The 22,240-nt window shown below is 72.8% G+C and carries 23 protein-coding genes; 10 read left to right on the top strand and 13 right to left on the bottom strand.

Annotated elements, in window-relative coordinates:
* Nucleotides 1-49 precede the first annotated feature (49 nt).
* The 9 genes from AC1DX8_RS14855 to AC1DX8_RS14815 form a co-directional block, all read right to left on the bottom strand.
* Nucleotides 50-1,801, bottom strand: a complete 1,752-nt coding sequence (locus tag AC1DX8_RS14855) for a DEAD/DEAH box helicase (RefSeq protein WP_477630705.1) — start codon at nucleotides 1,799-1,801, stop codon at nucleotides 50-52.
* Nucleotides 1,802-1,933: 132 nt separating this feature from the next.
* The gene (locus tag AC1DX8_RS14850) at nucleotides 1,934-2,920 is read right to left on the bottom strand and encodes a zinc metalloprotease (RefSeq protein WP_477630704.1); all 987 of its coding nucleotides are present in this window, start codon (nucleotides 2,918-2,920) and stop codon (nucleotides 1,934-1,936) included.
* Between the two features lie 184 nt (nucleotides 2,921-3,104).
* A complete protein-coding gene (locus tag AC1DX8_RS14845; RefSeq protein ID WP_477630703.1) occupies nucleotides 3,105-3,407 on the bottom strand; it encodes a DUF3039 domain-containing protein in 303 nt (100 codons plus the stop codon).
* Nucleotides 3,408-3,479: 72 nt separating this feature from the next.
* A complete protein-coding gene (locus tag AC1DX8_RS14840; RefSeq protein WP_477630754.1) occupies nucleotides 3,480-4,031 on the bottom strand; it encodes a YqgE/AlgH family protein in 552 nt (183 codons plus the stop codon).
* Nucleotides 4,032-4,153: 122 nt separating this feature from the next.
* Complete coding sequence (locus AC1DX8_RS14835) at nucleotides 4,154-6,469, bottom strand: DEAD/DEAH box helicase (RefSeq protein WP_477630702.1); 2,316 nt, start codon at nucleotides 6,467-6,469, stop codon at nucleotides 4,154-4,156.
* A gap of 214 nt (nucleotides 6,470-6,683) precedes the next feature.
* The gene (locus tag AC1DX8_RS14830; protein WP_477630701.1) at nucleotides 6,684-7,034 is read right to left on the bottom strand and encodes a VanZ family protein; all 351 of its coding nucleotides are present in this window, start codon (nucleotides 7,032-7,034) and stop codon (nucleotides 6,684-6,686) included.
* Nucleotides 7,027-8,481 carry an NAD-dependent malic enzyme gene (locus tag AC1DX8_RS14825; protein ID WP_477630700.1) on the bottom strand — a complete coding sequence of 485 codons (1,455 nt, stop codon included), beginning with the start codon at nucleotides 8,479-8,481 and terminating at the stop codon, nucleotides 7,027-7,029. Before AC1DX8_RS14825 ends, AC1DX8_RS14830 begins: the two co-directional genes overlap by 8 nt.
* Before the next feature lie 17 nt (nucleotides 8,482-8,498).
* Complete coding sequence (locus AC1DX8_RS14820; protein WP_477630699.1) at nucleotides 8,499-8,951, bottom strand: hypothetical protein; 453 nt, start codon at nucleotides 8,949-8,951, stop codon at nucleotides 8,499-8,501.
* Entirely contained in the window at nucleotides 8,951-9,703 is a 753-nt protein-coding gene (locus tag AC1DX8_RS14815; protein ID WP_477630698.1) for a class I SAM-dependent methyltransferase, read from the bottom strand. Before AC1DX8_RS14815 ends, AC1DX8_RS14820 begins: the two co-directional genes overlap by 1 nt.
* Before the next feature lie 23 nt (nucleotides 9,704-9,726).
* Between AC1DX8_RS14815 and AC1DX8_RS14810 the strand changes: the two genes are divergently transcribed.
* The 3 genes from AC1DX8_RS14810 (at nucleotide 9,727) to AC1DX8_RS14800 (ending at nucleotide 12,500) form a co-directional block, all read left to right on the top strand.
* Nucleotides 9,727-10,368, top strand: a complete 642-nt coding sequence (locus AC1DX8_RS14810) for an SIMPL domain-containing protein (protein WP_477630697.1) — start codon at nucleotides 9,727-9,729, stop codon at nucleotides 10,366-10,368.
* Between the two features lie 2 nt (nucleotides 10,369-10,370).
* Nucleotides 10,371-10,742, top strand: coding sequence for a thioredoxin (trxA, locus tag AC1DX8_RS14805; RefSeq protein WP_477630696.1), 372 nt, complete (start codon nucleotides 10,371-10,373; stop codon nucleotides 10,740-10,742).
* Nucleotides 10,743-10,823: 81 nt separating this feature from the next.
* On the top strand, nucleotides 10,824-12,500 hold the full coding sequence (locus tag AC1DX8_RS14800) for a long-chain-fatty-acid--CoA ligase (RefSeq protein ID WP_477630695.1): 1,677 nt from the start codon (nucleotides 10,824-10,826) through the stop codon (nucleotides 12,498-12,500).
* Between the two features lie 27 nt (nucleotides 12,501-12,527).
* Here AC1DX8_RS14800 and AC1DX8_RS14795 read toward each other — a convergent pair whose 3' ends face one another.
* From AC1DX8_RS14795 to AC1DX8_RS14785, 3 genes are all read right to left on the bottom strand, one after another.
* A complete protein-coding gene (locus tag AC1DX8_RS14795) occupies nucleotides 12,528-12,905 on the bottom strand; it encodes a hypothetical protein (RefSeq protein ID WP_477630694.1) in 378 nt (125 codons plus the stop codon).
* Between the two features lie 70 nt (nucleotides 12,906-12,975).
* Nucleotides 12,976-14,670, bottom strand: coding sequence for an alkaline phosphatase family protein (locus AC1DX8_RS14790; protein ID WP_477630693.1), 1,695 nt, complete (start codon nucleotides 14,668-14,670; stop codon nucleotides 12,976-12,978).
* Complete coding sequence (locus tag AC1DX8_RS14785) at nucleotides 14,667-15,527, bottom strand: CDP-alcohol phosphatidyltransferase family protein (protein WP_477630692.1); 861 nt, start codon at nucleotides 15,525-15,527, stop codon at nucleotides 14,667-14,669. The genes AC1DX8_RS14790 and AC1DX8_RS14785 overlap by 4 nt, the downstream gene beginning before the upstream one ends.
* Before the next feature lie 91 nt (nucleotides 15,528-15,618).
* Between AC1DX8_RS14785 and AC1DX8_RS14780 the strand changes: the two genes are divergently transcribed.
* The 7 genes from AC1DX8_RS14780 to AC1DX8_RS14750 all read left to right on the top strand — a co-directional run bounded on the left by AC1DX8_RS14780 (nucleotide 15,619) and on the right by AC1DX8_RS14750 (nucleotide 21,305).
* On the top strand, nucleotides 15,619-16,638 hold the full coding sequence (locus AC1DX8_RS14780; RefSeq protein WP_477630691.1) for a zinc-dependent alcohol dehydrogenase: 1,020 nt from the start codon (nucleotides 15,619-15,621) through the stop codon (nucleotides 16,636-16,638).
* Between the two features lie 2 nt (nucleotides 16,639-16,640).
* Entirely contained in the window at nucleotides 16,641-17,039 is a 399-nt protein-coding gene (locus AC1DX8_RS14775; protein WP_477630690.1) for a 6-pyruvoyl trahydropterin synthase family protein, read from the top strand.
* A 10-nt stretch (nucleotides 17,040-17,049) separates the two neighbouring features.
* Nucleotides 17,050-18,171, top strand: a complete 1,122-nt coding sequence (locus tag AC1DX8_RS14770) for a glycosyltransferase family 4 protein (RefSeq protein ID WP_477630689.1) — start codon at nucleotides 17,050-17,052, stop codon at nucleotides 18,169-18,171.
* An 86-nt stretch (nucleotides 18,172-18,257) separates the two neighbouring features.
* On the top strand, nucleotides 18,258-19,283 hold the full coding sequence (locus tag AC1DX8_RS14765) for a lysylphosphatidylglycerol synthase transmembrane domain-containing protein (protein WP_477630688.1): 1,026 nt from the start codon (nucleotides 18,258-18,260) through the stop codon (nucleotides 19,281-19,283).
* Nucleotides 19,276-19,995 carry a RibD family protein gene (locus AC1DX8_RS14760; RefSeq protein ID WP_477630687.1) on the top strand — a complete coding sequence of 240 codons (720 nt, stop codon included), beginning with the start codon at nucleotides 19,276-19,278 and terminating at the stop codon, nucleotides 19,993-19,995. Before AC1DX8_RS14765 ends, AC1DX8_RS14760 begins: the two co-directional genes overlap by 8 nt.
* Nucleotides 19,982-20,647 carry a GTP cyclohydrolase II gene (locus AC1DX8_RS14755; protein WP_477630686.1) on the top strand — a complete coding sequence of 222 codons (666 nt, stop codon included), beginning with the start codon at nucleotides 19,982-19,984 and terminating at the stop codon, nucleotides 20,645-20,647. Before AC1DX8_RS14760 ends, AC1DX8_RS14755 begins: the two co-directional genes overlap by 14 nt.
* A gap of 34 nt (nucleotides 20,648-20,681) precedes the next feature.
* Nucleotides 20,682-21,305 (top strand): hypothetical protein, encoded by a 624-nt coding sequence (locus AC1DX8_RS14750; protein WP_477630685.1) that lies wholly within the window; start codon nucleotides 20,682-20,684, stop codon nucleotides 21,303-21,305.
* A 72-nt stretch (nucleotides 21,306-21,377) separates the two neighbouring features.
* On the opposite strand, the gene AC1DX8_RS14745 is transcribed toward AC1DX8_RS14750, so the two are convergent.
* Nucleotides 21,378-22,202, bottom strand: coding sequence for a phosphatase PAP2 family protein (locus AC1DX8_RS14745; RefSeq protein WP_477630684.1), 825 nt, complete (start codon nucleotides 22,200-22,202; stop codon nucleotides 21,378-21,380).
* Between the last annotated feature and the right edge of the window lie 38 nt (nucleotides 22,203-22,240).

Genomic DNA, 22,240 nt, shown 5'->3' with positions numbered 1-22,240 from the left:
CCGCCGGTGATCCCCGGCGGGTTTACATCGAACGGGAAGGGGCGACCGCTCAGCGGCGGCCGACGAACCAGGCCCGGATCTTCTCCACCCGGGCCACCACCTGCTCGGAGGTCGCTTCGTCGAGGGCGGGCCCGCCACAGGCCCGGCGCAGCTCGTTGTGCACGACGCCGTGCGGCGTGCCCTTCTTGCGGGCGTAGGCGGCGACCAGCTTGTTGAGCTCCTGCCGCTGTGCGGCCAGCGCCCGGTGCGCCGAGACCGGCTGCTGCACCGCGCGGGGCCGACGGGTGCTCTGGGCGGCCTGTCGCTCGTGGAGCAGCACGGCCATCTGGTCGGGCTCGAGCAGACCCGGCAGGCCGAGGTACTCCTGCTCCTCCTCCGACCCCGTGACCGCGTTGAGCCCGAACTGCTTGGCGTCGAAGAGCACGTGGTCGAACTCGGCGTCGGACTCCAGCGCCTCGAAGGCCATCTGGTCGACGTCGGGGGTGCGGGCCGTGCGGTTGGCCGCATCGACGAGGGCGTCCTCCTCGGCCCACATCGACGCGGCACTGTCGTCCTTGGTCACCCGGTCGAGGGCGTGGTCGCGCTCGTCCTCGAGCCGTGCCGCGTGCTCGAGGATGACGGGCACCGAGGGCAGGAAGACCGAGGCGGTCTCGCCGCGCCGGCGCGCACGGACGAAGCGCCCGACCGCCTGGGCGAAGAACAGGGGCGTGGACGTCGAGGTCGCGTAGACGCCGACACAGAGTCGCGGCACGTCGACGCCCTCGGACACCATCCGCACCGCCACCATCCAGCGTGAGTCGCTGGAGGCGTACTCCTCGATCCGCGCCGAGGAGCCCGCATCGTCGGACAGCACCAGCGTGGGCTTCTCGCCCGTGATGGCCTCGAGGGTCTTGGCGTAGGCGCGGGCCGCCGTCTGGTTGGACGCGATCACCAGCCCACCCGCGTCCGGCACGCCCCGACGCACCTCGGTGAGCCGCTTGTCGGCGGCCGCGAGGACGGACGGGATCCACTCGCCCTTGGGGTCCAGAGCCGTGCGCCACGCCTGCGCCATGGAGTCCTTGGTGAGCATCTCCCCGAGCCGGGCCGCGATCTCGTCGCCGGCCTTGGTGCGCCACCGCATGGCGCCCCCGTAGGCGAGGAAGAGCACGGGTCGCACGACGCCGTCACGCAACGCCTCGGCATACCCGTAGGTGTAGTCGGCGGAGGAGCGGCGGATGCCGTCGGCGTCCTCCGCGTAGGTGACGAACGGGATGGGCGAGGTGTCGGACCGGAACGGCGTGCCGGTGAGCGCGAGCCGGCGGGTGGCAGGCTCGAACGCCTCACGGATCGCGTCACCCCACGACAGGGCGTCACCGCCGTGGTGGATCTCGTCGAGGATGACCAGGGTCGGGGCCGACTCGGTGCGGGTGCGGTGCAGCGAGGGCTTGCTCGCCACCTGAGCGTAGGTGAGGGCGACGCCGTCGTACTCGCTGGAGTGCCGCGCCGAGGAGTTGGAGAACCTCGGGTCGATGTGGATGCCGACCCGCGCCGCGGCCTCGGCCCACTGGGTCTTGAGGTGCTCGGTGGGCGCGACGATGGTCACGGCCGAGATGGTGCCGCGGCCGAGGAGCTCGGTGGCCAGGCGCAGGGCGTAGGTCGTCTTCCCGGCACCGGGGGTCGCGACCGCGAGGAAGTCGCGGGGGTCGGAGCGCAGGTATGCCGTCAGCGCGGCCTGCTGCCATGCGCGCAGCTTGTCGGCCGTGCCCCAGGCCGCCCGCTCCGGGAAGGCTGGTGAAAGGTGCGAGGCGGCTGCGGTACTCATGGGACCGGCCACGTTATCCGGTGCCGCGAAACGACATGCCGAGGCCCCGGCGTCTCCGCCGGGGCCTCGGTGGTGTGCTAGGCCGTGGGGTTCAGGTCCAGCGCGGGTTCGGGCTGGTCAGGCACGGTGGGTTCAGGCGCGGTAGGTGACCCACTGGTTCTGCATGCGGGTGGTCTGCCCGGCCGTGAAGGTGTTCATGCACGAGTCGTCGGTGTAGTCCATGAAGTTCTTGATCGGGTCGAGCCCGGTGGCCGTGCAGGTGTCGCGGCCGGTGGGGCAGCCGAACGCCGGCGAGGCCTCGGCGGGGGTGTCGCTCACGGAGTCGCCGCCCGAGCAGCCGCCCTGGAAGGTGTGGTAGAGCCCCACCCAGTGACCGACCTCGTGGGTCGCGGTGTCGCCCTGGTTGTACGGGGCGAGGCTGCCGCCGGGGATGCTGCGGTAGTCGAGCACCACGCCGTCGAGGGTGGTGTTGTTCGTGGACGGGAACTGCGCGTAGCCCAGGGTGCCGTCCGAGAACGTGGTCGAGTAGATGTTCAGCGCGGCCTTGGTGCCCTTGTGCAGAGCCGTCTTCATCGCCTTGGCGTCACTCGGCTCCTGGCCGCTGGCCGGGAAGGCGATGCTGTACCAGTCGCTGTTCGTCGTGGTCTCCGTGCCGGCGAGGGTGAAGGAGAAGCCCGAGGACGCGTAGGCGTTGTTGAGGACGCTGAGCTGGCTGTTGATCTGCGTGGTCGTGAGCTTGCCGCTCGTGCCGTTGGTGATCACGTGCCAGTAGACGCTCACGGTGGTCGCGGCGAAAGTCGGCGTGGGGGCGGGCTTGCGGGCCTCGGATCGCTTGACCAGCTTGCCGTTGGCCGCCGGCGTCAGCCCCTTGTCGGCGGCGGCCTTCCGGTAGGCGGCCTCCATCCGGTCCACCTGGGCCTGGCTGAACTCGTGCGGGTCGACGCGGTTGCCGCCCCTGGCGGAGCGCGCCGTGTTGACGGCGTCGTCGTGGGTCGCGCAGTCGGCGGCCACGGTGGACTCGCCGGCCATCGGCTGGGCGGTCGCGCTGCCCTGGCCGAGTCCGAGGGCGACGGCTCCCAGCATGAGGGAGGAGAGCGCGATTCGAGAGCGAAGCTTCATGGGCGTCCTTTCGAGGTGCCTCCCTCCGGGGTCGGTGGGTGGCTCGACTTCGCACGCTAAGAGCCCGATCCCCTGCCGCCGGGTCAGGAGAGACAGGCGCAGGTAAAGACTCGTCCAGGCTTTCGGTCGGGGTGCAACTCCTGTGCCTCGGCGGACGTCTGTGGCGCCCACCTGCGGCGATGCGCTACTCGCCGCCGTCCTGGGGTGCCCGCAGCCCTTCGTAGATCTCCTTGCAGGTCGGGCAGACCGGGAACTTCTTCGGGTCGCGACCGGGCACCCACACCTTGCCGCAGAGCGCGACGACCGGCTCCCCCGACAGCGCGCTCTCGAGGATCTTCTCCTTGCGCACGTAGTGCGAGAACCGCTCGTGGTCACCCGGCTCCTGCAGCTGCTCCTCGACCTGCTCGCGCTCGAGCACGGCGGTCGTCGTGGAGGGCTGGGCCTGCGGGGCCAGCGGGTCGTCCAGGGGGATCTGGGGCTCGCTCATCCAGCGATTGTATGCCGCGTGGCTGACGTGGTTCGGAAGGCCTGACGCGGTGGGAAGGACGGGGTGCAGCGCTCAGTTCATCTCGGGGTCGGTCGGGAACGTCGCCACGAAGGCGAGGTGGTCACGCTGGCGACGCAGCACCCGGGCCCACAGCTGCTCGGGGTCGTCGTCGAACGCGTCGCGACCCTCGGACTCCACGACGTACCAGCTGCCCGAGCGCACCTCGTCCTCGAGCTGCCCGGCGGACCACCCGGCATACCCGGCGAAGATCCGCAGGCCGGCCACTTCGGGGACCACGATCGCCGGCGGGGTGTCGAGGTCGACGAGGCCGAGGCCACGGAACAGCCGCTTCACGCCGAGGGGCTCGACGTCGCCGGGGACCGTGACCAGGCCGAGCGCGCTGTCGAGGCCGACCGGTCCGCCCTCGAAGAGGACCGACGGGGCGGTCGCGTGGGCCTGCCAGTCGGGCAGCACCGCCTCGACGCGGGCGTCCATCGGCCGGTTGAGCACCACACCCTGGGCGCCCTCCTCGTCGTGGTGGAGGACCAGGACGACACTGCGGCAGAAGACCCCCTCCTCGATCTGGGGGGTCGCGACGAGCAGGCTGCCCGACAGGTCCTTCATCTCCACGAGTCCATTCTGCCTGCCAATGCCAGAGCCCCGGTCGCGGGGACCGGGGCTCTGGCCGTTCAGTTGATGCCGTGGCGGCTGGTGCGCCGTTCAGGTGCGGCGGCCGAGGTGACGGCTCAGCCGCGTGCGGCGCGCGAGTAGCTGCCGCGCTCACCGCGCGAGCCGCCGGAGCGGTCGTCACGGTAGGAGCGGTTGCCGCCCTGGCGCGGGCCACGCGGGCCGCCACCACGAGGACCAGCGGACGGGCGACCGCCGCCACGCTTGGGACCCTCGAGCACCCGGCGGACCTGGTCCTCGGGGACCGGGATCCCGCTGGGCGTCACGGCACCGGTGGCCGCGAGGCGCTCGTCGCCCGGGACCGCCTTCGTGGGCATGGCGTCGATGCCGGCCTCACGGGCCATCCGCTCCATCGTGCGCCGCTGGTGCGGCAGGGCGAGGGTCACGACCGTGCCCTTGTCACCGGCGCGGGCGGTGCGGCCCGAGCGGTGCAGGTAGTCCTTGTGGTCGGCCGGCGGGTCGACCTGGAGGACGACCGAGACGTCGTCGACGTGGATGCCGCGGGCGGCGACGTCCGTGGCGACGAGGACGGGCAGGCTGCCGTCGCGGAAGGCCCCGAGGACGCGGTTGCGCGCGCCCTGGTTGAGCCCACCGTGCAGGGCGGCAGCGAAGACACCCTGCTCGCGCAGCTGGAGAGCCACGCGGTCGGCGCCGAGCTTGGTCCGCACGAAGACCACGGTGCGGCCCGCACGGTTGGCGACCTCGGCGGTGATCGTCTTCTTGTGCATCGGGTCGATGAGCAGTACGTGGTGCTCCATCGTCGTGACGGAGGCCTTCGCGTCGTCGGTCGAGTGCGTCTTCGGGTCGGTGAGGTAGCCCTCGACCAGCTTGTCGACTCCCTTGTCCAGGGTGGCCGAGAAGAGCATCCGCTGTCCGCCGGCCGGCATCTGGTCGAGGATCGCGGTGACCTCGGGCATGAAGCCCATGTCGGCCATGTGGTCGGCCTCGTCGAGGACGGCGATCTGGATGTCGCGCAGCTGCACGGCGTCGCGCTCGATGAGGTCCTTGAGGCGACCGGGGGTCGCGATGAGGAGGTCGACGCCGCGGTTGAGGGCGCTGATCTGGGTCGTGTAGGACAGGCCACCGGCGACGAGCTTGTGCTTCAGGCCGAGGACGTGCACGAGGGGCTCGAGCGCGTCGGACACCTGCATCGCGAGCTCACGGGTCGGGACCAGCACGAGGGCGCGCGGGCGGCGCGGACGGGCCTTCTCGCCGTCAGCGAGGCGGGACAGCATCGGCAGGCCGAAGGCGAGCGTCTTGCCGGAGCCGGTCTGGCCACGACCGAGGATGTCCATGCCGGCCAGGGCGTCCGGGATGGTCGCCGACTGGATCGGGAACGGCGTGGTGATGCCGTCACGGGCGAGCCGCTCGACCAGGCGCTCGCTGAGGCCGAGGCCGGCGAAGCCGTTGTCGGCGTCGACGGTCACGGGGCCGTCGACGCTCTTGCGGGTGGCCTTCACCCAGGTGTCGGCTTCCATGCGCTCGGCCTCGGGGTCGACCTGGCTGTCGAAGCCGCGGGCCGGACGGTCGTCACGGTTGAAGCTGCGGGCCGGACGATCGCTGCGGTCGAAGCTGCGGGCGGGTCGGTCGTTGGTGCGGGCCGGACGGTCGCTGCGGTCGAAGCTGCGCGCGGGGCGCTCAGTGCGGTCGAAGCTGCGGGCGGGTCGGTCGTTGGTGCGGGCCGGACGGTCGTCACGGTTGTAGCTGGTCACAGGGCGGTCCTCACGGGTGTACTGACGGGGACCACGGCTCTCACGACGGTCACTGGCATCACGGTCAAAGCGACGAACCGGGCGGTCGTCACGGGTGGACTCGCGGCGCTGCGGCCGGTCGTCACGGTTGAAGGTGCGAGCCGGACGGTCGTCACGGTCGAAGCTGCGGGCGGGACGGTCGGTCCGGTCGCCGCGGTCGTAACCACGCGCGGGACGGTCGTCACGGTTGAACGTGCGGGCCGGACGGTCGCTGCGGTCGAAGCTGCGGGCCGGACGGTCGGTCCGGTCGCCGCGGTCGTAACCACGCGCCGGACGGTCGTCACGGTTGAACGTGCGGGCCGGACGCTCGCTGCGGTCGAAGCTGCGGGCCGGACGGTCGCTGCGGTCGCTGCGGTCGAACGTGCGGGCCGGACGGTCGTCACGGTTGAACGTGCGGGCCGGGCGGTCGCTGCGGTCGTAGCTGCGGGCCGGACGGTCGGAGCGATCCGAACGCTCGGGGCGACGGTCACCGTCGCGAGCCGGCCGGGCGGCATACGGCTTGCCACCGGCGGGGGCGGCGGACTGGCCGCGGTGGGCCTTCTTGGGGCCCTTCTTCGCGGCAGCCTTCTGGTCCGGGGTCCAGCGGGCCTTTTTGGGCGCGCCGGATCGCAGGTTCTTGGGCACAGATGTTCAACTCACTTCAGGTACTCGAGGTAGACACGTCTCGAGCCACCTGGCGAGGGCAACGAAGAAGACGAGCCTCAGGCCCTGTGGGCCCGTTGGACCGGATCAACAGTTGTCATCCGGTGGACTGCAGTCGGAGTAGGGAATGCGTCTGTGGCGCCTGTGCCACCTGATGGCGCTGCCGAGCGCCGCCGATCTGAGCCGAATCAGTCTATCAGCGCCGCAGCGCCCTTCCGACCACGACGGACGTGACCCCCAGCACCACTCCCCCGAGGTCCGCGACGGCGTCCCAGGCGTCGCCGGTCCGGTGCGGGAGCAGGTAGTGCTGGAGCAGCTCGCTCACCGGGGCGTGCAGGGCCAGGAGCCCGACGAGGTATGCCGGCCGCACGCCGGCCAGCAGTCCGGCCACCGTGGGTGCGAGGAACAGCAGGACGTGCATGACCTTGTCGCTCCAGGTCACCGGTCCCTGGAGGTCGACCCGCGGCCAGTAGAGCGCGGCGAGGTGGGCGACGAGCAGGACCGCGAACACGACGACGGCGGTCCGACGTGGTCGCGCGTCAGCCAATGAACTCGGGCTCTTCCGCCATCCGTCGGGTCGGGACCTGCTCAGGCGTCGTGCCCAGCACGGCTGCCTTGACCGCCGCGGCGACCACCTTCGACACGTCGGGGTGGAAGACGCTGGGGATGATGTAGGCGGCGTTGAGCTCCTCGGGGTGGACGACCTCGGAGAGCGCCTTGGCAGCCGCCAGCATGACGTCCTCGTCGATCGAGGTCGACGCCGCGTCGAGCAGGCCGCGGAACACGCCCGGGAAGACCAGGACGTTGTTGATCTGGTTGGCGAAGTCGGAGCGACCCGTCGCCACGACCGCCGCGTGCTGGGCGGCCGCGATGGGGTCCACCTCGGGCTCGGGGTTCGCCATGGCGAAGACGATCGCGCCGTCGTTCATGGTGGCGATGTCGTCACCGGTGAGGATGCCCGGGGCGGAGACCCCGACGAAGACGTCGGCGCCGGCGATCGCCTCCTTGAGGGTGCCGGTCACGCCGCGGTGGTTGGTGTGCTCGGCCGACCACGCCAGAGCCGGGTGCTGCCCCGACGCGATGTCCTCGCGGTCGCGGTGCAGCACCCCGAACTGGTCGGCCACGACCACGTCGGTGGCGCCCGCCTTGAGCAGCAGCTTGAGGATCGCCGTGCCGGCTGCGCCCGCGCCCGACATCACGACGCGGCAGTCGCTGAGCTCCTTGCCGACGACGCGCAGGGCGTTGCGCAGGGCGGCGAGGGTGACGATGGCGGTGCCGTGCTGGTCGTCGTGGAAGACCGGGATGTCGAGCTCCTCGCGCAGCCGGGCCTCGATCTCGAAGCACCGCGGGGCCGAGATGTCCTCGAGGTTGATGCCGGCGAAGACCGGGCTGATCGCCTTGACGGCGCGGATGATCTCCTCGGTGTCCTGGGTGTCGAGGCAGATCGGGAAGGCGTCGATGTCGGCGAACCGCTTGAACAGCGCGGCCTTCCCCTCCATCACCGGTAGCGCCGCCAGGGGGCCGATGTTGCCCAGCCCCAGGACCGCCGAGCCGTCGGTGACCACGGCCACCGTGTTGCGCTTGATGGTGAGCCGGCGGGCGTCGGCGGGGTTCTCGGCGATGGCCATGCAGACTCGCGCGACCCCCGGGGTGTAGATGAGCGACAGGTCGTCGCGGTTGCGGATCGGCACCTTCGACTCGATCTTGAGCTTGCCGCCCAGGTGGGCGAGGAAGGTGCGGTCGGAGACCTTGCCGATCTCGACGCCGTGCACCTCCCGCATCGCCGCGACGAGCTCGTCGGCGTGGTCGGTGTCGCGCGCCGCGGCCGTCACGTCGACCCGGAGCCGGTCGGCACCGGAGGCCGTGACGTCGAGCCCGGTGACCAGTCCGCCGCCCTTCTCGATGACGCCGGTGAGCTCGGACACTGCGGTGGCGCGGGCCGGGAGCGTCAGCCGGACGGTGATGGAGTTGGACACGGACGGGGCTGCGGTCATGTCCGGCATTCTCCCGATTACCGCGGGGTATGCCGAACCGGGTCCACCCCGGTTCTCACGTTCCGGGCCATCGCGAGCCGTCGGTCGACGAAGTCCTGGCCGCTCACGGCCAACCAGACGCACACGACCGCCAGCGGGAGCTCGACGAGGACCGCCATCGCCAGCGCCACCCATCGCTCCCCCGCAGTGGGGCTGGTCACGACGTCGAACCACGCGTCAGCACCGAGCAGTGCGGCGCTGGCTCCCGCCACCGCGGCCAGCCACCGCAGTCGCCGCACGGCGGCCCAGCCGGTCAGCGCCAGCAGCACGAGCAGGGCGAGGTCGAAGCCACCCCAGGCCAGGTCGAAGTGCTCCGCGCGGGCCGTGCGGGGCAGCACGATGAACAGGTATGCCGTCCACGGCACCATGAGCACGGCCAGGGCGGCGAGCACCCAGCCCACCACGGTCAGCCGCCGTGCCCGCGCGCGCATCAGGCCGTCGCCGTCGGGGCCACGGCCCGCAGGAGGTAGCGCTCGTGCTCGATGTGCTTGCCCCAGTAGACGGAGTCGGTGAGTTGCACGACGACCGGCTGCCCCACAAGGTCGCCGACGACGTCAGCCAGCTCCTCTGACGGCACCCCCGCGCGCCACGGCAGGGCGGGCTTGTCGGCTGCCGCCTCGAGGCCCCACCGCCCCTCGACCAGCACCATCCGGCCGCCCGGGCGGAGCAGCGCGGCCCACCGGCGCAGCGCGTCGATGGGGTCGGGCAGGGTCCACAGGATGTGGCGGGCGAAGACCACGTCGAAGGCCCCCGGCTCGAAGGGCGGGTCGCCCGCGTCGCCCTGCTCGACCTCGATCGCGGACCCGTACGGTGCAGCCTTGGCGCGCGCCAGGCGCACCATCTCGGCGGAGAGGTCGACGCCGCGGACCTGGTGGCCCAGCTCGGCCATCAGCACGCTCATCGTGCCCGTGCCGCAGGCGAGGTCGGCCACCAGCGACGGCGTGGTGGGCAGCCAGGTGCGCAGCAGGTCCTTCCAGGCAGAGCGGGTGTCGGAGTCGAGCAGACCGTGGTCGGGGTAGGTGTCGTACTCCGCCGCGAAGTCGTCCCAGTAGCGACGGATGTCCTCGGTGCTCGGGCCGGTGCCGGTGCCGGTGGCCTCGGTGCCGGCACCTGGGGTGCCGGTGGCGTCGGGGCCCCTCTCGGCGGCGACGGTTTCGTGGGTGCGAGTGCCTTCGGTGCTCATCGGCTCCAGCCTAGGCTGGTCCCATGACAGGACACAGCGGGACGGGTGCGGGCGGGGCCCATGTCGAGGTGACCGGCTCCGGGACGGCCTCGGCCGCCCCCGACGTCGTCCGGGTCCGTGCGGGGGTCCGGTGCGACGGCGACGACGTCTCCAGCGCGCTCACCGACGCGGGGAGCCGGGCGCAGGCGCTGGCCCAGGCAGCCCGCGACCACGGGGTGGGCGACGCCGACCTGCGCACCACGGGCACCGGCGTCCACCCCCGCCACGACCGCGAGGGGGTCACGGTGGTCGGCTACACGGCATACCAGACCCTGTCGGTGACGGTCCGGGACCCGGCGCTCGTCGGCAGCCTCGTCGCGGCCTTCGCCGGCGCCGCCGGCAACGCCCTCACCATCGACCACATCGGCCTCGAGCTCGCCGACTCCGCCCCGCTGCTGGCCCGGGCGCGTGCGGCCGCCTTCGCCGACGCGCAGGGCAAGGCGCAGCAGTATGCCGCGCTGGCGGGGCGGACCCTCGGGAAGGTTGAGCGGCTGTCCGACGTTGAGCGGGGTGGAGCCCAGCCCCGGTTCGCCATGATGGCGGCCGGCAAGGCAGCAGACCTGTCGCTGGAGCTGGGCGAGAACTCGGTGACCGCGACCGTCGCGGTCCGATGGGAGTGGACGTAGAGATGGCGAGCACGACGCTGACGGCGGAGAACTTCGAGAAGACGATCCTCGAGGGCGGCACCGTCTTCGTGGACTTCTGGGCCGAGTGGTGCGGGCCGTGCAAGCGGTTCGGCCCGGTCTTCGAGGCCGCTTCCGAGCAGCACGCGGACGTCGTCTTCGGCAAGGTCGACACCGAGGCCGAGCAGGCTTTGGCCGCGGCCGCCAACATCACCTCGATCCCCATGCTGATGGGCTTCCGCGACGGCATCCTCGTCTTCGCCCAGGCCGGCGCGCTCCCCGCGACCGCGCTGGAGGACGTCATCACCCAGGTGCAGGCGCTCGACATGGACGCCGTGCGGGCCGACATCGAGGCGCAGAAGGCCCCGCAGGCCTGACCGTGTCGCCGGGGGTCGTCCGGCTGGGGTCATACTGACGCCAGCCGCACGCAGCGGTGGACGACACGAAGGCGGGCGCAGATGAGCGACGGCTTGGAGCGCACCTGGGTCGAGCAGTACGCAGAGGGAGTCCCGGCCGACGTCGATGTCCCCGACGCCTCCTTGGTCGACCTCTTCGAGACGTCGGTGGCGCGCTTCGACACGAAGGTCGCGCTCGAGTTCTTCGGCGCCGAGACGACGTTCCGGGCCTTGGGCGCCCACGTGCGCGCGGCGGCCGAAGGACTCCGGCAGCTCGGCGTCGTGGCTGGCGACCGCGTGGCGCTCGTCCTGCCCAACTGTCCCCAGCACATCGTCGCCTTCCACGCCGTCCTGCGGCTGGGCGCCGTCGTGGTCGAGCACAACCCGCTCTACACCGCGTCCGAGATGGCGCACCAGTTCGCCGACCACCGGGCGACGGTCGCGATCGTGTGGGACAAGGCTGTGCCCCTGGTGAGGGGGTCGGGCAGCGTGGCCACGATCATCTCCGTCGACCTCACCCGCGCCATGCGAACGGCCACCCGGCTGGCCCTCCGGCTGCCGGTGCCGAAGGCGCGTGCGTCGCGCGCGGCGCTGACCGCTCCTGCCCCCGACACGGTCCCGTGGCAGCAGCTGCTCACGCACGGCGAGCTCCCCGAGGGCCATCCTCGACCGCGAGCGAGCGACCTCGCGGTCATCCAGTACACGAGCGGGACCACGGGCGTGCCCAAGGGCGCCATGCTCACGCACCGGAACCTGCGGACCAACGCGGCGCAGGGTCGGGCGTGGGTGCCCGGACTGGTCGACGGTCGGGAGGTGATCTATGCGGTGCTGCCGATGTTCCACGCCTACGGCCTCACGCTCTGCCTCACCTTCGCCCTCAGCATCGGCGCCCGGCTCGTGCTCTTCCCACGGTTCGACGTCGACCTCGTGCTCGCCGCAGCACGCAAGCACCCGCCGACGTTCCTCCCGGCCGTCCCGCCCATCTACGAGCGCCTGGCCCGCGCGGCGGAGGAGCGCGGCGTCGACCTCACCTCGGTGCGCTACGCCATCTCGGGTGCCATGTCGCTCCCGGCCAGCACCCTCGAGCTCTGGGAACGCGTCACCGGGGGCCTGCTCATCGAGGGCTACGGCCTCACCGAGACCTCCCCCGTGGCCATCGGCAACCCCCTGGGCCAGGCCCGGAGGCCCGGCGCGATCGGCGTTCCTTTCCCCAACACCGACATCCGGGTGGTCGACCCGGCCGACGCCACGACCGACCGGGCACCCGGCGAGCGGGGTGAGCTCCTCATCCGCGGGCCGCAGGTGTTCGGTGGCTACTGGGAGAAGCCCGACGAGACGCGCAAGGCCCTGATCGGGGACGGCTGGTTCCGCACCGGTGACATCGTCGAGGTCGACCGCGACGGGTTCGTCTCGATCGTGGACCGCCTCAAGGAGATCATCATCACCGGCGGCTTCAACGTGATGCCCTCCGAGGTCGAGGGCGTCCTGCGTCAGCACCCGGACGTGGTCGACGCCGCCGTCGTGGGCATCCCCCGCAGCGACGGGAGCGAGGACGTGGTCGCCGCGGTGCAGCTCGCGCCCGGGACGACGCTCGACAGTGAGGGGCTGCGCGAGCACTGCCGCGCCCACCTGGCCGCCTACAAGGTGCCGCGACGCGTCGTCGAGGTCGAGGAGCTGCCGCGCTCACTCATCGGCAAGGTCCTGCGCAGGCAGGTGCGCGACTCCCTCGTCGCGGGCTGAGCACGCGGGGTCCCCGAGGGCGTACGCCTAGACCGCCCGACTCCTCACCACGGGCCGGTGTGCCCGGGCTCCGAGCAGCAGGGCAGCGCCCACGCCGATGCAGATCACCTCGGAGACGGCAGCGGCGAAGACCGCGAAGCCCTCCCAGTGGGTGTGGACCCCCATCAGCCCGACGGTCGCGGAGATGATGAACGCGCCGAGCGTCGACAGGCCGAAGCCCAGGGTGAGGAAGGCCGGCACCCAGTGGTGCCAGGTCAGCAACAGGACCGCGATGACGACCCCGGCCACGACGTTGACGAGGAACGCGGGGCCGACCGACTGGTCGCGCACTCCTCCGAACCAGAGCTTGAGGTGGACGGCCGCAGACACGACCAGCGCCACGGCACCCAGTGCGCGCCACTTCATGGTGACCTCCTTGACTGGCCAGGCCTGATCCCGGCCCCTGTCATGAGGACGGACCAGCCCTGCCCGGGGTTCAGCGCGCGCCTTCGACGGTGCTCGGGAGCGGGCCGAACGCGGTGAGCACCCGGTCTCGGAAGGCATCCATCCGCCACACCGGCGCCGATCCGGTGGGGCGCATCCCGTCCTGCCACCCCCAGCCGGCGATGCGCGCCGTCACCGCTGGGTCGTGCGCGACCAGGGTGATGGGCACCCGGTGGCTCGCCTGCGGGCCCGACACGACGCCGGACGGCTGGTGGTCGCCGAGGACTAGCAGCACGAGGTCGTCGTCGTGGGCCTGCTGCACGAGGCCCACGAGGCTCTCGATCGAGTAGGACACCGACTCGGCGTACGCCGCCCGCACCGAGGCCGGGTCGCGCCACACCTGCGCCCTGGTGGCGGCCCGGTCGCGGATGGGCCCGAACACCGACCCGTCACCGATGGAGTCCCAGGGGACGAGCCGTGGCAGCGGCGCCCACGGGAGGTGGCTGGTGACGAGGTCGATCTCGGCCATCACCGGGGCACGAGGACGGGCGGTGAGCTCACGGTCGGCGAACGCCTTGAGGGTGTACTGGTCCGGCATCGTCGCGTAGCCGAACGGTGGCCCGGCATACCCGACGTTGCGGGCGTCGTAGACCTGGTCGTAGTGGTAGAACGACGTCGCCGTGGGCCAGTCCTCGTGGTTGGAGGGGATGTCCACCACGGTGCGCCACCCGGCCCTGCCGAAGGCCCCGCTGAGGGTCAGTCGGTCGGTGGCGACGAGCTGGTCGTACCGGCGCTGGCTGTCGACCCAGACGCCCGACTGCAGGGTGGAGTGCGCCAACCAGCTGGTGCCGCCGAAGGTGGGCGAGTCGAGCCACGCGCTGCGGGTCGAGTAGCCCGCCGCCGCCAGCTGGGTCGTGGCGCGGTCGAGTGTCGGGCCGACGCCGGCCGGTGCCGGCGCCCCCGTCACCGCCACCTCCCCGTAGCTCTCGACGAAGACGACCAACACGTCCTTGCCCCGCAGCGCGGTCAGCAGGTCGGCCGCGGGCGTTCGCGCGAACGGGTCGGTGGCCACGGCCCTGGCGAACGTGGCGCGGTCACGCAGCCCCGTGCGCGTCTGGGTGACGTGGTCGGCGACGAGGCCCACCGACGAGCTGGAGGCCAGCGGGAGTCCCGGTGCCACCTGCACCTGTGACACCGCAGCCACCACCCACACCGTGGCCATCACGACGAGGGCGCGCGCCCACCCACCCCGGTGCCGCTCCAGGTGCGGGTCGAGGCGACGCTCGAGCCTGCCCATCCGCCACGGCACGGCCAGGAGCAGCGTGACGACGAGGAGGCCGGCCCCGACCAGCGCCACCGTGGCCCACGGTGCCCCGACCGAGTCACGGGCCAGGTCGCGAGCGGACCGCAGGTAGGTCCAGTCGGCCAGGAGGTCAAAGGGTCGACGCAAGGCCGTGGTGAACCCGATGTCGAGGAGCTTCCCGAGGGTCAGCACGCCGAGCAGCGCCCCCACCGCCAGGGCCGCCCGGTGGCGCCACGCGCTGGGGACCACGAGGAACAGCAGCACGAGCAGGACGGGCTCGACCGGCAGCCGGAGCACCCAGGTGAGCGGCTCGTCGGCCGGGTCGTCGGGCGCCACGAGCACCAGCCACACGACGAGGAGCGGCAGCAGCCCGACCGCTGTCACGAGGCCACCGCGGAGCCGACGCCCCGGGCGCCCCCGGTCGACAGGGACAGGTGCGCTCACGGAGCGGTCCGGACCTGCCGCGCGGGCCGGGCGTCCACGACCGGGGCGGCCGGGAGGACCACCCCCACCCGTCCGCCGTCCGGGGTGGACCGGGTCCGCTCTCGCCACAGCTCGGCCCCCTGGGTGGCGAACGACCACGCGAGCAGGAGCAAGGCCACCCCGACGGCCCCGACGAGGAGGGGACGCGGCAGGACCGCGTCCGACGCGATCGTCAGCGCGATCCCCTGGAGCGCCGCGACCGCCTTGCGCCAGTAGCGCGGTGGGACCGGGCCGCCCAGCCACGGGGCGACGCGCGTGCCGAGCACGAACGCGTAGCGGAAGAGACCGAGGGCCAGCACCCACAGGCCGAGCACCTGCGACGCGGCGACGCTCAGGACGAGGATCAGGAAGGCGTCGACCTCCATGTCCAGCCGCGCGCCGAGGTCCGTCGCCGTCCGGGTGAGTCGTGCGACCCGGCCATCGACTGCGTCGAGCAGCAGCGCCACGGTCGCGAGCACCACCAGGGGCGTCCTGGTCGCTGGTCCCGAGGGCCCGGTGGACGCGGGGTCGAGGAGCGCGGTCGTGGTCAGCGCCGCGACGACGCAGGCGAGCGTGCCGCGCGTGACCGTGACGTGGTCCGCCGGCCCCAGGCTCCGCCGACCGTGGCCCGCCAGCGCTCGCACGAGCAGGACCCACCCGACCACGGTGCACGCGACGGCGACCCCGACGCCTGCCCCCGCAGCGAAGCCCGGCACACCACCGAGGTCTCGCGGTCCGGGTGCCAGCATCCAGAGGAGGGCGCCCAGCAGCGCACACTGCACGGCGAGCGGAACCACCGGGATCGCCAGACCTGCACGGACTGCCCTCGTGCGCACCACACCTCCACCTCTCCCGAGCCTGACCCTAGGACGGCGCAGCCGGTACGCGGGTTCACCGGCCGGCACACCGGGCGGTCGCTAGGGTGGGGCCGTGTCCGGGGCTGCACGCGCATACTGGCTGACCGCACCCGGGGTGGGCGAGGTCCGGCCGATCACGGTGCCCTCACCCGGTGCGGACGAGGTGCTCGTCCGCACCGTCCACTCAGCGGTCAGCCGCGGCACCGAGGTGCTGGTCTTCGAGGGCCGGGTGCCCGTGAGCCAGTACGCCACCATGCGGGCGCCCTTCCAGGAGGGCGACTTCCCCGGGCCGGTGAAGTACGGCTACCTCAACGTGGGGATCGTCGAGGAGGGTCCCGCACCCCTGCGGGGGCGGCTGGTCTTCTGCCTCTACCCCCACCAGACCAGGTATGTCGTCCCGGCCGCAGCCGTCGTCGTGGTGCCCGAGGGCGTGCCGCCCGAACGGGCCGTCCTGGCCGGAACGGTCGAGACGGCGGTCAACGCGCTGTGGGACGCGGCCCCGCTCGTGGGTGACCGGGTCGCGGTGGTCGGCGCGGGCATGGTCGGCTGCTGTGTCGCACGCCTGCTGTCCGGCATGCCCGGCGTCCACACCACCCTTGTCGACGTCGATCCCACGCGGGCCGCGGTCGCGGCCGCGCTCGGGGTGGACTTCGCGCTGCCCGCCGACGCCGCGGCAGGTCCAGGGAACGGCGCCCACGACCTCGTGGTGCACACCAGTGCCACCGCCGAGGGTCTGCAGCTCTCGCTGTCCCTCCTCGCCTCCGAGGGCGAGGTCCTCGAGCTCAGCTGGTACGGCGACCGCGAGGTCACCATCGGGCTGGGCGGGTCGTTCCACTCGGGCCGCCTCGCCATCCGCGCCAGCCAGGTGGGCGCGGTCTCCCCGGCCCGTCGGTCACGTCGCACCCCGGCAGATCGGCTCGCCCTTGCCCTCTACCTGCTGCAGGACCCCGCCTTCGACTCGCTCGTCACGGGACGGTCGGCGTTCGATGAACTCCCGGCGACCATGGCACGTCTCTCGGACGGACGCACTCCGGCGATCTGCCACCTCATCACCTACGAGGGCGCCGACGACGCCACCGACCAACAGGGGTAGACGTGTTCAGAGTGACGGTGCGGGACCACATCATGATCGCCCACAGCTTTCGCGGCGAGGTCTTCGGTCCCGCGCAGTCACTGCACGGCGCCACGTACGTCGTCGACGCGACCTTCCACCGCGCGGACCTCGACGACGACGGGATCGTGGTGGACATCGGCCGCGCCGGTGACCAGCTGCACGAGGTGCTGGCCGACCTCAACTACCGCAACCTCGACGAGGACCCGACGTTGACCGGTGGCAACACGACGACGGAGGCCCTCGCCAAGCTCGTCGCCGACCGCCTCGCCGACCGGGTCCATGCGGGCGACCTCGGCGCCACCGCTCTCGGGATCGGCGCGATCACCGTGACCCTTTCGGAGTCGCCCGTGGCGTGGGCCAGCTACGAGCGCGAGCTGTGAGCCGGCTGCCGTGACGACGGTCCACGTGGTCGTCCCCGACTCGCTCGACGACCCGGCCCGACCGAGCGGTGGCAACACCTACGACCGCCGCGTCTGCGCAGGCCTGCAGGACCTCGGGTGGGTCGTCCGCGTGCACCGCCTGCCCGGACGATGGCCCCGTCCCGGCGCGGGGGCCGTCGCGGGCCTCGCGCGCACGCTCGCGGCACTGCCTCGTGACGCACTGGTCCTCGTCGACGGCCTGCTCGCCTCCGGCCACCCTGACGTGCTCGTGCCTGCCGCGACGGCACTGCGCCTGGTCGTGCTCGTGCACCTCCCGCTCGGGAACCCTTCGGCGGTTGACGCCACGCGCGCAGAGCTGGAGCTGACGCGCTCGACCGCCGACGACGAACGCGAGGTCCTCCAGGCGGCGACCGCCGTCCTGACCACCAGCGGGTGGACGTCCGACTGGCTCCTGGCCACCTATGGCCTGGACCCCCACCGCGTGCACGTGGCTCGGCCGGGCGTCGCGCGGGCCCGACCGGGCACCGGGTCCGCCTCGGGCGGTGCCCTGCTCTGCGTCGGCGCGGTGGTGCCGGCCAAGGGCCACCCCGAGCTCGTGGACGCCCTCGCGTCGCTGGGTGACCGTCCGTGGCGGCTGGTGTGCGCAGGAGCCCTCGACCTCGCGCCCGACCACGTGGACCGCCTCCGGGCGAGGTGCCGGGACGCCGGGATCGCCGACCGGGTCACGTTCACCGGGCCGCTGGGCAGCGCGGACCTCGAGCGTGAGTATGCCGCGACCGACCTCCTCGTCGTGCCGTCGCGGATCGAGACCTACGGGTTGGTCGTGACCGAGGCGTTGGCCCGCGCGGTGCCCGTCGTGGCGACGGCAGTCGGCGGCATCGAGGAGGCCCTCGGCAGCGTCCCCGGCGCCGGCCGACCCGGCATCCTCGTGGACCCCGCACCCGACGCGCTCGGGATCGCGCTGCGGTCGTGGCTCGACAACCCGGGCCTGCGCGACCGCCTGCGCAGCGCCGCCCGACAGCGCAGGGCGACGCTGGAGCCGTGGTCGGCGACCGCTCGCCAGGTGTCGGACGTGCTCGCCGACGCCGGTCGGCCGGCTTCGCCACCGCGCGTCGGGCAGGCGAGCCGGTGAACCGCAGCCGGGCGGCATACGTAGGTGTTGGTGCAGGGCCACAGCCACACCGGGCCCACCGCACCCGACCTCGAGAGGCGCCTCCCATGACGGTGACCGACCGCCCCGACCACCGTCCGCGCGCCGGGGACACGGTGGCGAGGGCCGGGCGCCGCCTGGCCCGGTCCCCCCTGGCGCGTCGGCTCGGCGGCGCTGCGGTCCTCGGCGTCCTGGTGTGGCGACTGGGCGTGGACCAGTCGCTGCACGCCGTCGGCGCCATCGACGCCCGGGCGCTGGGCGCCGCGCTCGTCCTCACCGCCCTCAGCACCCTCTGCGCGGCCTGGCGATGGAGTCTCGTGGCCACCGCCATCGGAGCGCGGGTCCCGCTGGGCGCAGCGGTGGCCGCCTGCTACCGCTCGCAGTTCCTCAACACGGCCACCCCGGGCGGCATCCTCGGCGACGTGCACCGGGGGGTGCGCCACGGTCGTCGCACCGGCAGCGCCGGTCGGGGCCTGCGCTCCGTGGTCCTGGAGCGGGCCGCCGGTCAGGTGGTGCAGGGAGTGATGGCCCTCGTGGTGCTGTCGGTCCTGCCCTCGCCGGTACGACCCGGTCTCGGCTGGCTGTGGGCTGGGGCAGCGGTCGCCCTGCTCGGTGCCTGGCTCGGGTCGACGAGGTCGGCGCGACGACCGCCGCGACGTCAGGACCAGGCCCGGCTCGGTGCCGTGTGGGTGGCAGACGTCCGCACGGGGCTGCTCGCCCGTCGCACCTGGCCGCTCGTCGCGCTCGCCTCGGCCCTGGCGGTCACCGGTCACGTGCTCACGTTCCTCGTGGCGGCACGCACGGCCGGATCGACCGCCTCGGCGAGCCGGCTCGTGCCCCTGGCGTTCGTCGTGCTCATCGCGATGGTCGTCCCGACGAACCTCGCGGGGTGGGGTCCGCGCGAGGGAGTGGCGGCGTGGGGGTTCGGGGCTGCTGGGCTGGGTGCCGAGGCAGGCCTGTCCACGGCGGTCGTCTACGGGGTGCTCGTCCTCGCGGCGAGCCTGCCGGGCGCCGTCGTGCTGGCGGTCTCCCACGGGCGGGCACGCCGACGCCCGGCCGCCGGTGGCGTCGCCGAGGAGGTCGCGAGTGGCTGACCGTCCCTACACCCTCCTCAGCTGCAGCATCTCCATGGACGGCTACCTCGACAGCGCCACCTCGGGTCGGCTGCAGCTGTCGAACGCGGCCGACTTCGACCGGGTCGACGCCGAGCGCGCCGAGTGCGACGCGATCCTCGTCGGCGCCGCCACGATCCGCAACGACAACCCGCGCCTGCTGGTCCGCTCGGCCGAGCGACGGGCCGCACGCGCCGCCCGTGGCTGTCCGCCGTCGCCCACGAAGGTCACGGTCACGACCGGAGCAGACCTCGACCGCGACGCCGCCTTCTTCGCCCCCGGAGAGGTCGAGAAGCTCGTCTACTGCCGGGCCGGGGCGGTGGACGCGGCTCGGGCCCGTCTCGACGGCGCGGCCACCGTGGTGGACGCCGGTGACCCGGTGACCCTGCGGTGGGTCGTGGAGGACCTGGGCAGGCGCGGGGTGGGACGCCTCATGGTGGAGGGTGGTGGTTCGGTCCTCACGCAGCTGCTCAGCGAAGACCTCGCCGACGAGCTCCAGCTCGTGGTCGCCCCCCTCTTCGTCGGGGACGCCCGCGCCCGCCGGTTCGTCGGCGACGCCCGCTTCCCCTGGTCGCCGGAGCACCGGGCGGATCTCGTGGAGGTCCGTCACATCGGTGACGTGGCGCTGCTGCGGTACGCGCTGTCACCCCGGTTCGACGGGCTCGGACGGACTGGCCGCCATGGCCCCTCCTGACGCCGCGATCCGCACGCAGGTCACCCTCCCCCTCACCCTCGCCGACGGCTTCCGCACGACGGCGCGGGCCTTCACCTTCACCGGTCTGTGCGACGGTCGCGAGCACCTCGCCCTGGCGCTGGGCGGGTGGGCGGACCGCCCGGTCGCCGGGTCGTCGTTGCACCGACCACCGCTCACCCGGCTGCACAGCGAGTGCCTCACCGGTGACGTCCTGGGCAGTCGTCGGTGCGACTGTGGGCCGCAGCTCGACGAGGCGCTGCGCCGACTCGCCGAGGAGGGCGGGCTGCTGCTGTACCTGCGCCAGGAAGGCCGCGGCATCGGCCTCTACCCCAAGCTCGACGCCTACGTGCTCCAGGACGAAGGCCTCGACACCTACGAGGCGAACCTGGCCCTCGGCTATGCCGAGGACGCCCGCGACTACACCGTGGCGGCCCAGATGCTGGGCGCCCTCGGGGTCCACCGGGTGGCGCTCCTGACCAACAACGCCGACAAGGTCGCCCAGCTCGAGGCCCGCGGGGTGGCGGTGACGGAGCGGGTGTCGACCGGACTGCACCGGTCCGACGCGAACGGTCGCTACCTCGCCACCAAGCAGGGCCGGTATGCCGTGGGCGGCCAGGGCCCGCTCCTCCCCGACGACGGGCTCTGGGGGTGATCCGCCGGGACGTCCCCGCTGGCAGACTGCGGGCATGACGTCGTGGTCCATCCAGGCCCTGGGGTGGGCAGGCTCCGCCCTGCTCATCTTCTCCCTCCTCCAACAGCGCGTGCTGCGCTTCAGGCTGCTCAACCTCACCGCGAGCTGCACGCTCATCGTCTTCAACGCGATGCTCCACGTCTGGCCGATGGTGGGGATGAACACGGTGACGGCCGGCATCAACGTCTGGATGATCACCAAGCTGCTGCGTGAACGCGGTGACGAGTCCGTCTACGAGGTCGTCGCCGTGGGGCCGGACGAGTCGTACCTCCAGCACTTCCTCAAGGTGCAGGGCGCCGACATCCGCAGGTACTTCCCCCAGTTCGACGCCGGGGCCCTCGGCTCGGGTCGCAGCGCCTACCTCGTCGAGCGGGGTAACGAAACCGTCGGGGTGGTCGTGGTCCGCGACGCCGGGGACGGCGTCGCCCAGGTGGAGCTCGACTACGTGACGCCACGCTTCCGGGACTTCTCCCCCGGGGAGTTCGTCTACCGCAGCAGCGGACTGTTCCGCGGCAAGGGGATCCGCCAGATCGCGACGCCGCCCGGGATGGTCAACCCCTACTACGCCCGGCTCGGCTTCCGCGAGGAAGGCGACCACTGGGTCGCCGACCTCGCCTGACCACGGTCGAGGTCGCCTCACCGACGCCGAGCTCGACGGGTCGTGGCCGAGCTCGACGGGTCGTGGCCGAGGTCAGCCGACCGGCGCCGGCTCCGGGCCCTGTCGCGGCGCGCGGCGCCGCACCGTCAGGAACAGCCGGTGCGCCGTGACCACGGCAGCGGCCCACCCGAGCCCGAGCGCCCACCCCGCCACCACGTCGGTCAGCCAGTGGTGGCCGAGGAAGACCCGGCTCAGCCCCATCGACAGGGCGAAGACGGCGCCGACCGCGATCGTCGTCGTCCGCGCCCACGCCGAGTCGAGCCGTCGCAGCAGCAGGTAGACGAGGACCGCCGTGATGACCGTGGCGTTGAGGGTGTGCCCGCTGGGAAAGCTGGGTGAGGTCTCGTACGGCGGCACGGCCTCCGACAGCGGCGGCCGGGTCCGCCCGATCAGCGCCTTGCCGGTCGTGGTCATGGCCAGCGAGCCCGCCGCCGCGATCAGCACGAGCACGAACGGCGTCCGCGAGCGCCAGCGCCAGACCATCAGCAGGGTCGCCAGGGTGGCGAGGATCGGCATCCCCACCGGGCCGCCGATGTCGGTGTAGAGCGTGACCGCGTGGTCCAGGCCGGGCGACCGCCAGGCGATCGCCTGGTCGAGCACGGGCTGGTCGAGCCCGGCGATGCCATCGGCCTCGGTCACGGCGTCGTAGACCTCCGCGGCCACGGCGGTGAGCGCGACGGCCACCGCGCCGCCGACGACCGCCGTCACGACGAGCACGAGGTGCGCGGCGCTCCACCGCGCGAGGCCCGCCGCGTGGGCGACGACCCAGCCGGCCAGCCGCCGACCCGCAGGCGTGCGCCAGTCGGTCAGGTCCCGTGACCCGATCCGTTCCTCGGCGGGGGTGTCGTCGTGCAGCACCGCCCCATCCTTGCAAAGCCGTGTCCGGACACCACGAA

This window comes from Pedococcus sp. P2_A3 (genome assembly GCF_056405035.1).
This window is presented reverse-complemented; position numbering and strand designations above follow the sequence as displayed.

Excerpts from the sequence above, each read along its gene's own strand:
- AC1DX8_RS14845 (WP_477630703.1), bottom strand. The coding sequence starts at position 3,407 with ATGAGCGAGCCCCAGATCCCCCTGGACGACCCGCTGGCCCCGCAGGCC.
- AC1DX8_RS14815 (WP_477630698.1), bottom strand. The coding sequence starts at position 9,703 with ATGAGCACCGAAGGCACTCGCACCCACGAAACCGTCGCCGCCGAGAGG.
- AC1DX8_RS14850 (WP_477630704.1), bottom strand. The coding sequence starts at position 2,920 with ATGAAGCTTCGCTCTCGAATCGCGCTCTCCTCCCTCATGCTGGGAGCC.
- trxA (WP_477630696.1), top strand. The coding sequence starts at position 10,371 with ATGGCGAGCACGACGCTGACGGCGGAGAACTTCGAGAAGACGATCCTC.
- AC1DX8_RS14825 (WP_477630700.1), bottom strand. The coding sequence starts at position 8,481 with ATGACCGCAGCCCCGTCCGTGTCCAACTCCATCACCGTCCGGCTGACG.
- AC1DX8_RS14750 (WP_477630685.1), top strand. The coding sequence starts at position 20,682 with ATGACGTCGTGGTCCATCCAGGCCCTGGGGTGGGCAGGCTCCGCCCTG.
- AC1DX8_RS14755 (WP_477630686.1), top strand. The coding sequence starts at position 19,982 with ATGGCCCCTCCTGACGCCGCGATCCGCACGCAGGTCACCCTCCCCCTC.
- AC1DX8_RS14840 (WP_477630754.1), bottom strand. The coding sequence starts at position 4,031 with ATGAAGGACCTGTCGGGCAGCCTGCTCGTCGCGACCCCCCAGATCGAG.
- AC1DX8_RS14820 (WP_477630699.1), bottom strand. The coding sequence starts at position 8,951 with ATGCGCGCGCGGGCACGGCGGCTGACCGTGGTGGGCTGGGTGCTCGCC.
- AC1DX8_RS14765 (WP_477630688.1), top strand. The coding sequence starts at position 18,258 with ATGACGGTGACCGACCGCCCCGACCACCGTCCGCGCGCCGGGGACACG.
- AC1DX8_RS14810 (WP_477630697.1), top strand. The coding sequence starts at position 9,727 with ATGACAGGACACAGCGGGACGGGTGCGGGCGGGGCCCATGTCGAGGTG.
- AC1DX8_RS14795 (WP_477630694.1), bottom strand. The coding sequence starts at position 12,905 with ATGAAGTGGCGCGCACTGGGTGCCGTGGCGCTGGTCGTGTCTGCGGCC.
- AC1DX8_RS14855 (WP_477630705.1), bottom strand. The coding sequence starts at position 1,801 with ATGAGTACCGCAGCCGCCTCGCACCTTTCACCAGCCTTCCCGGAGCGG.
- AC1DX8_RS14800 (WP_477630695.1), top strand. The coding sequence starts at position 10,824 with ATGAGCGACGGCTTGGAGCGCACCTGGGTCGAGCAGTACGCAGAGGGA.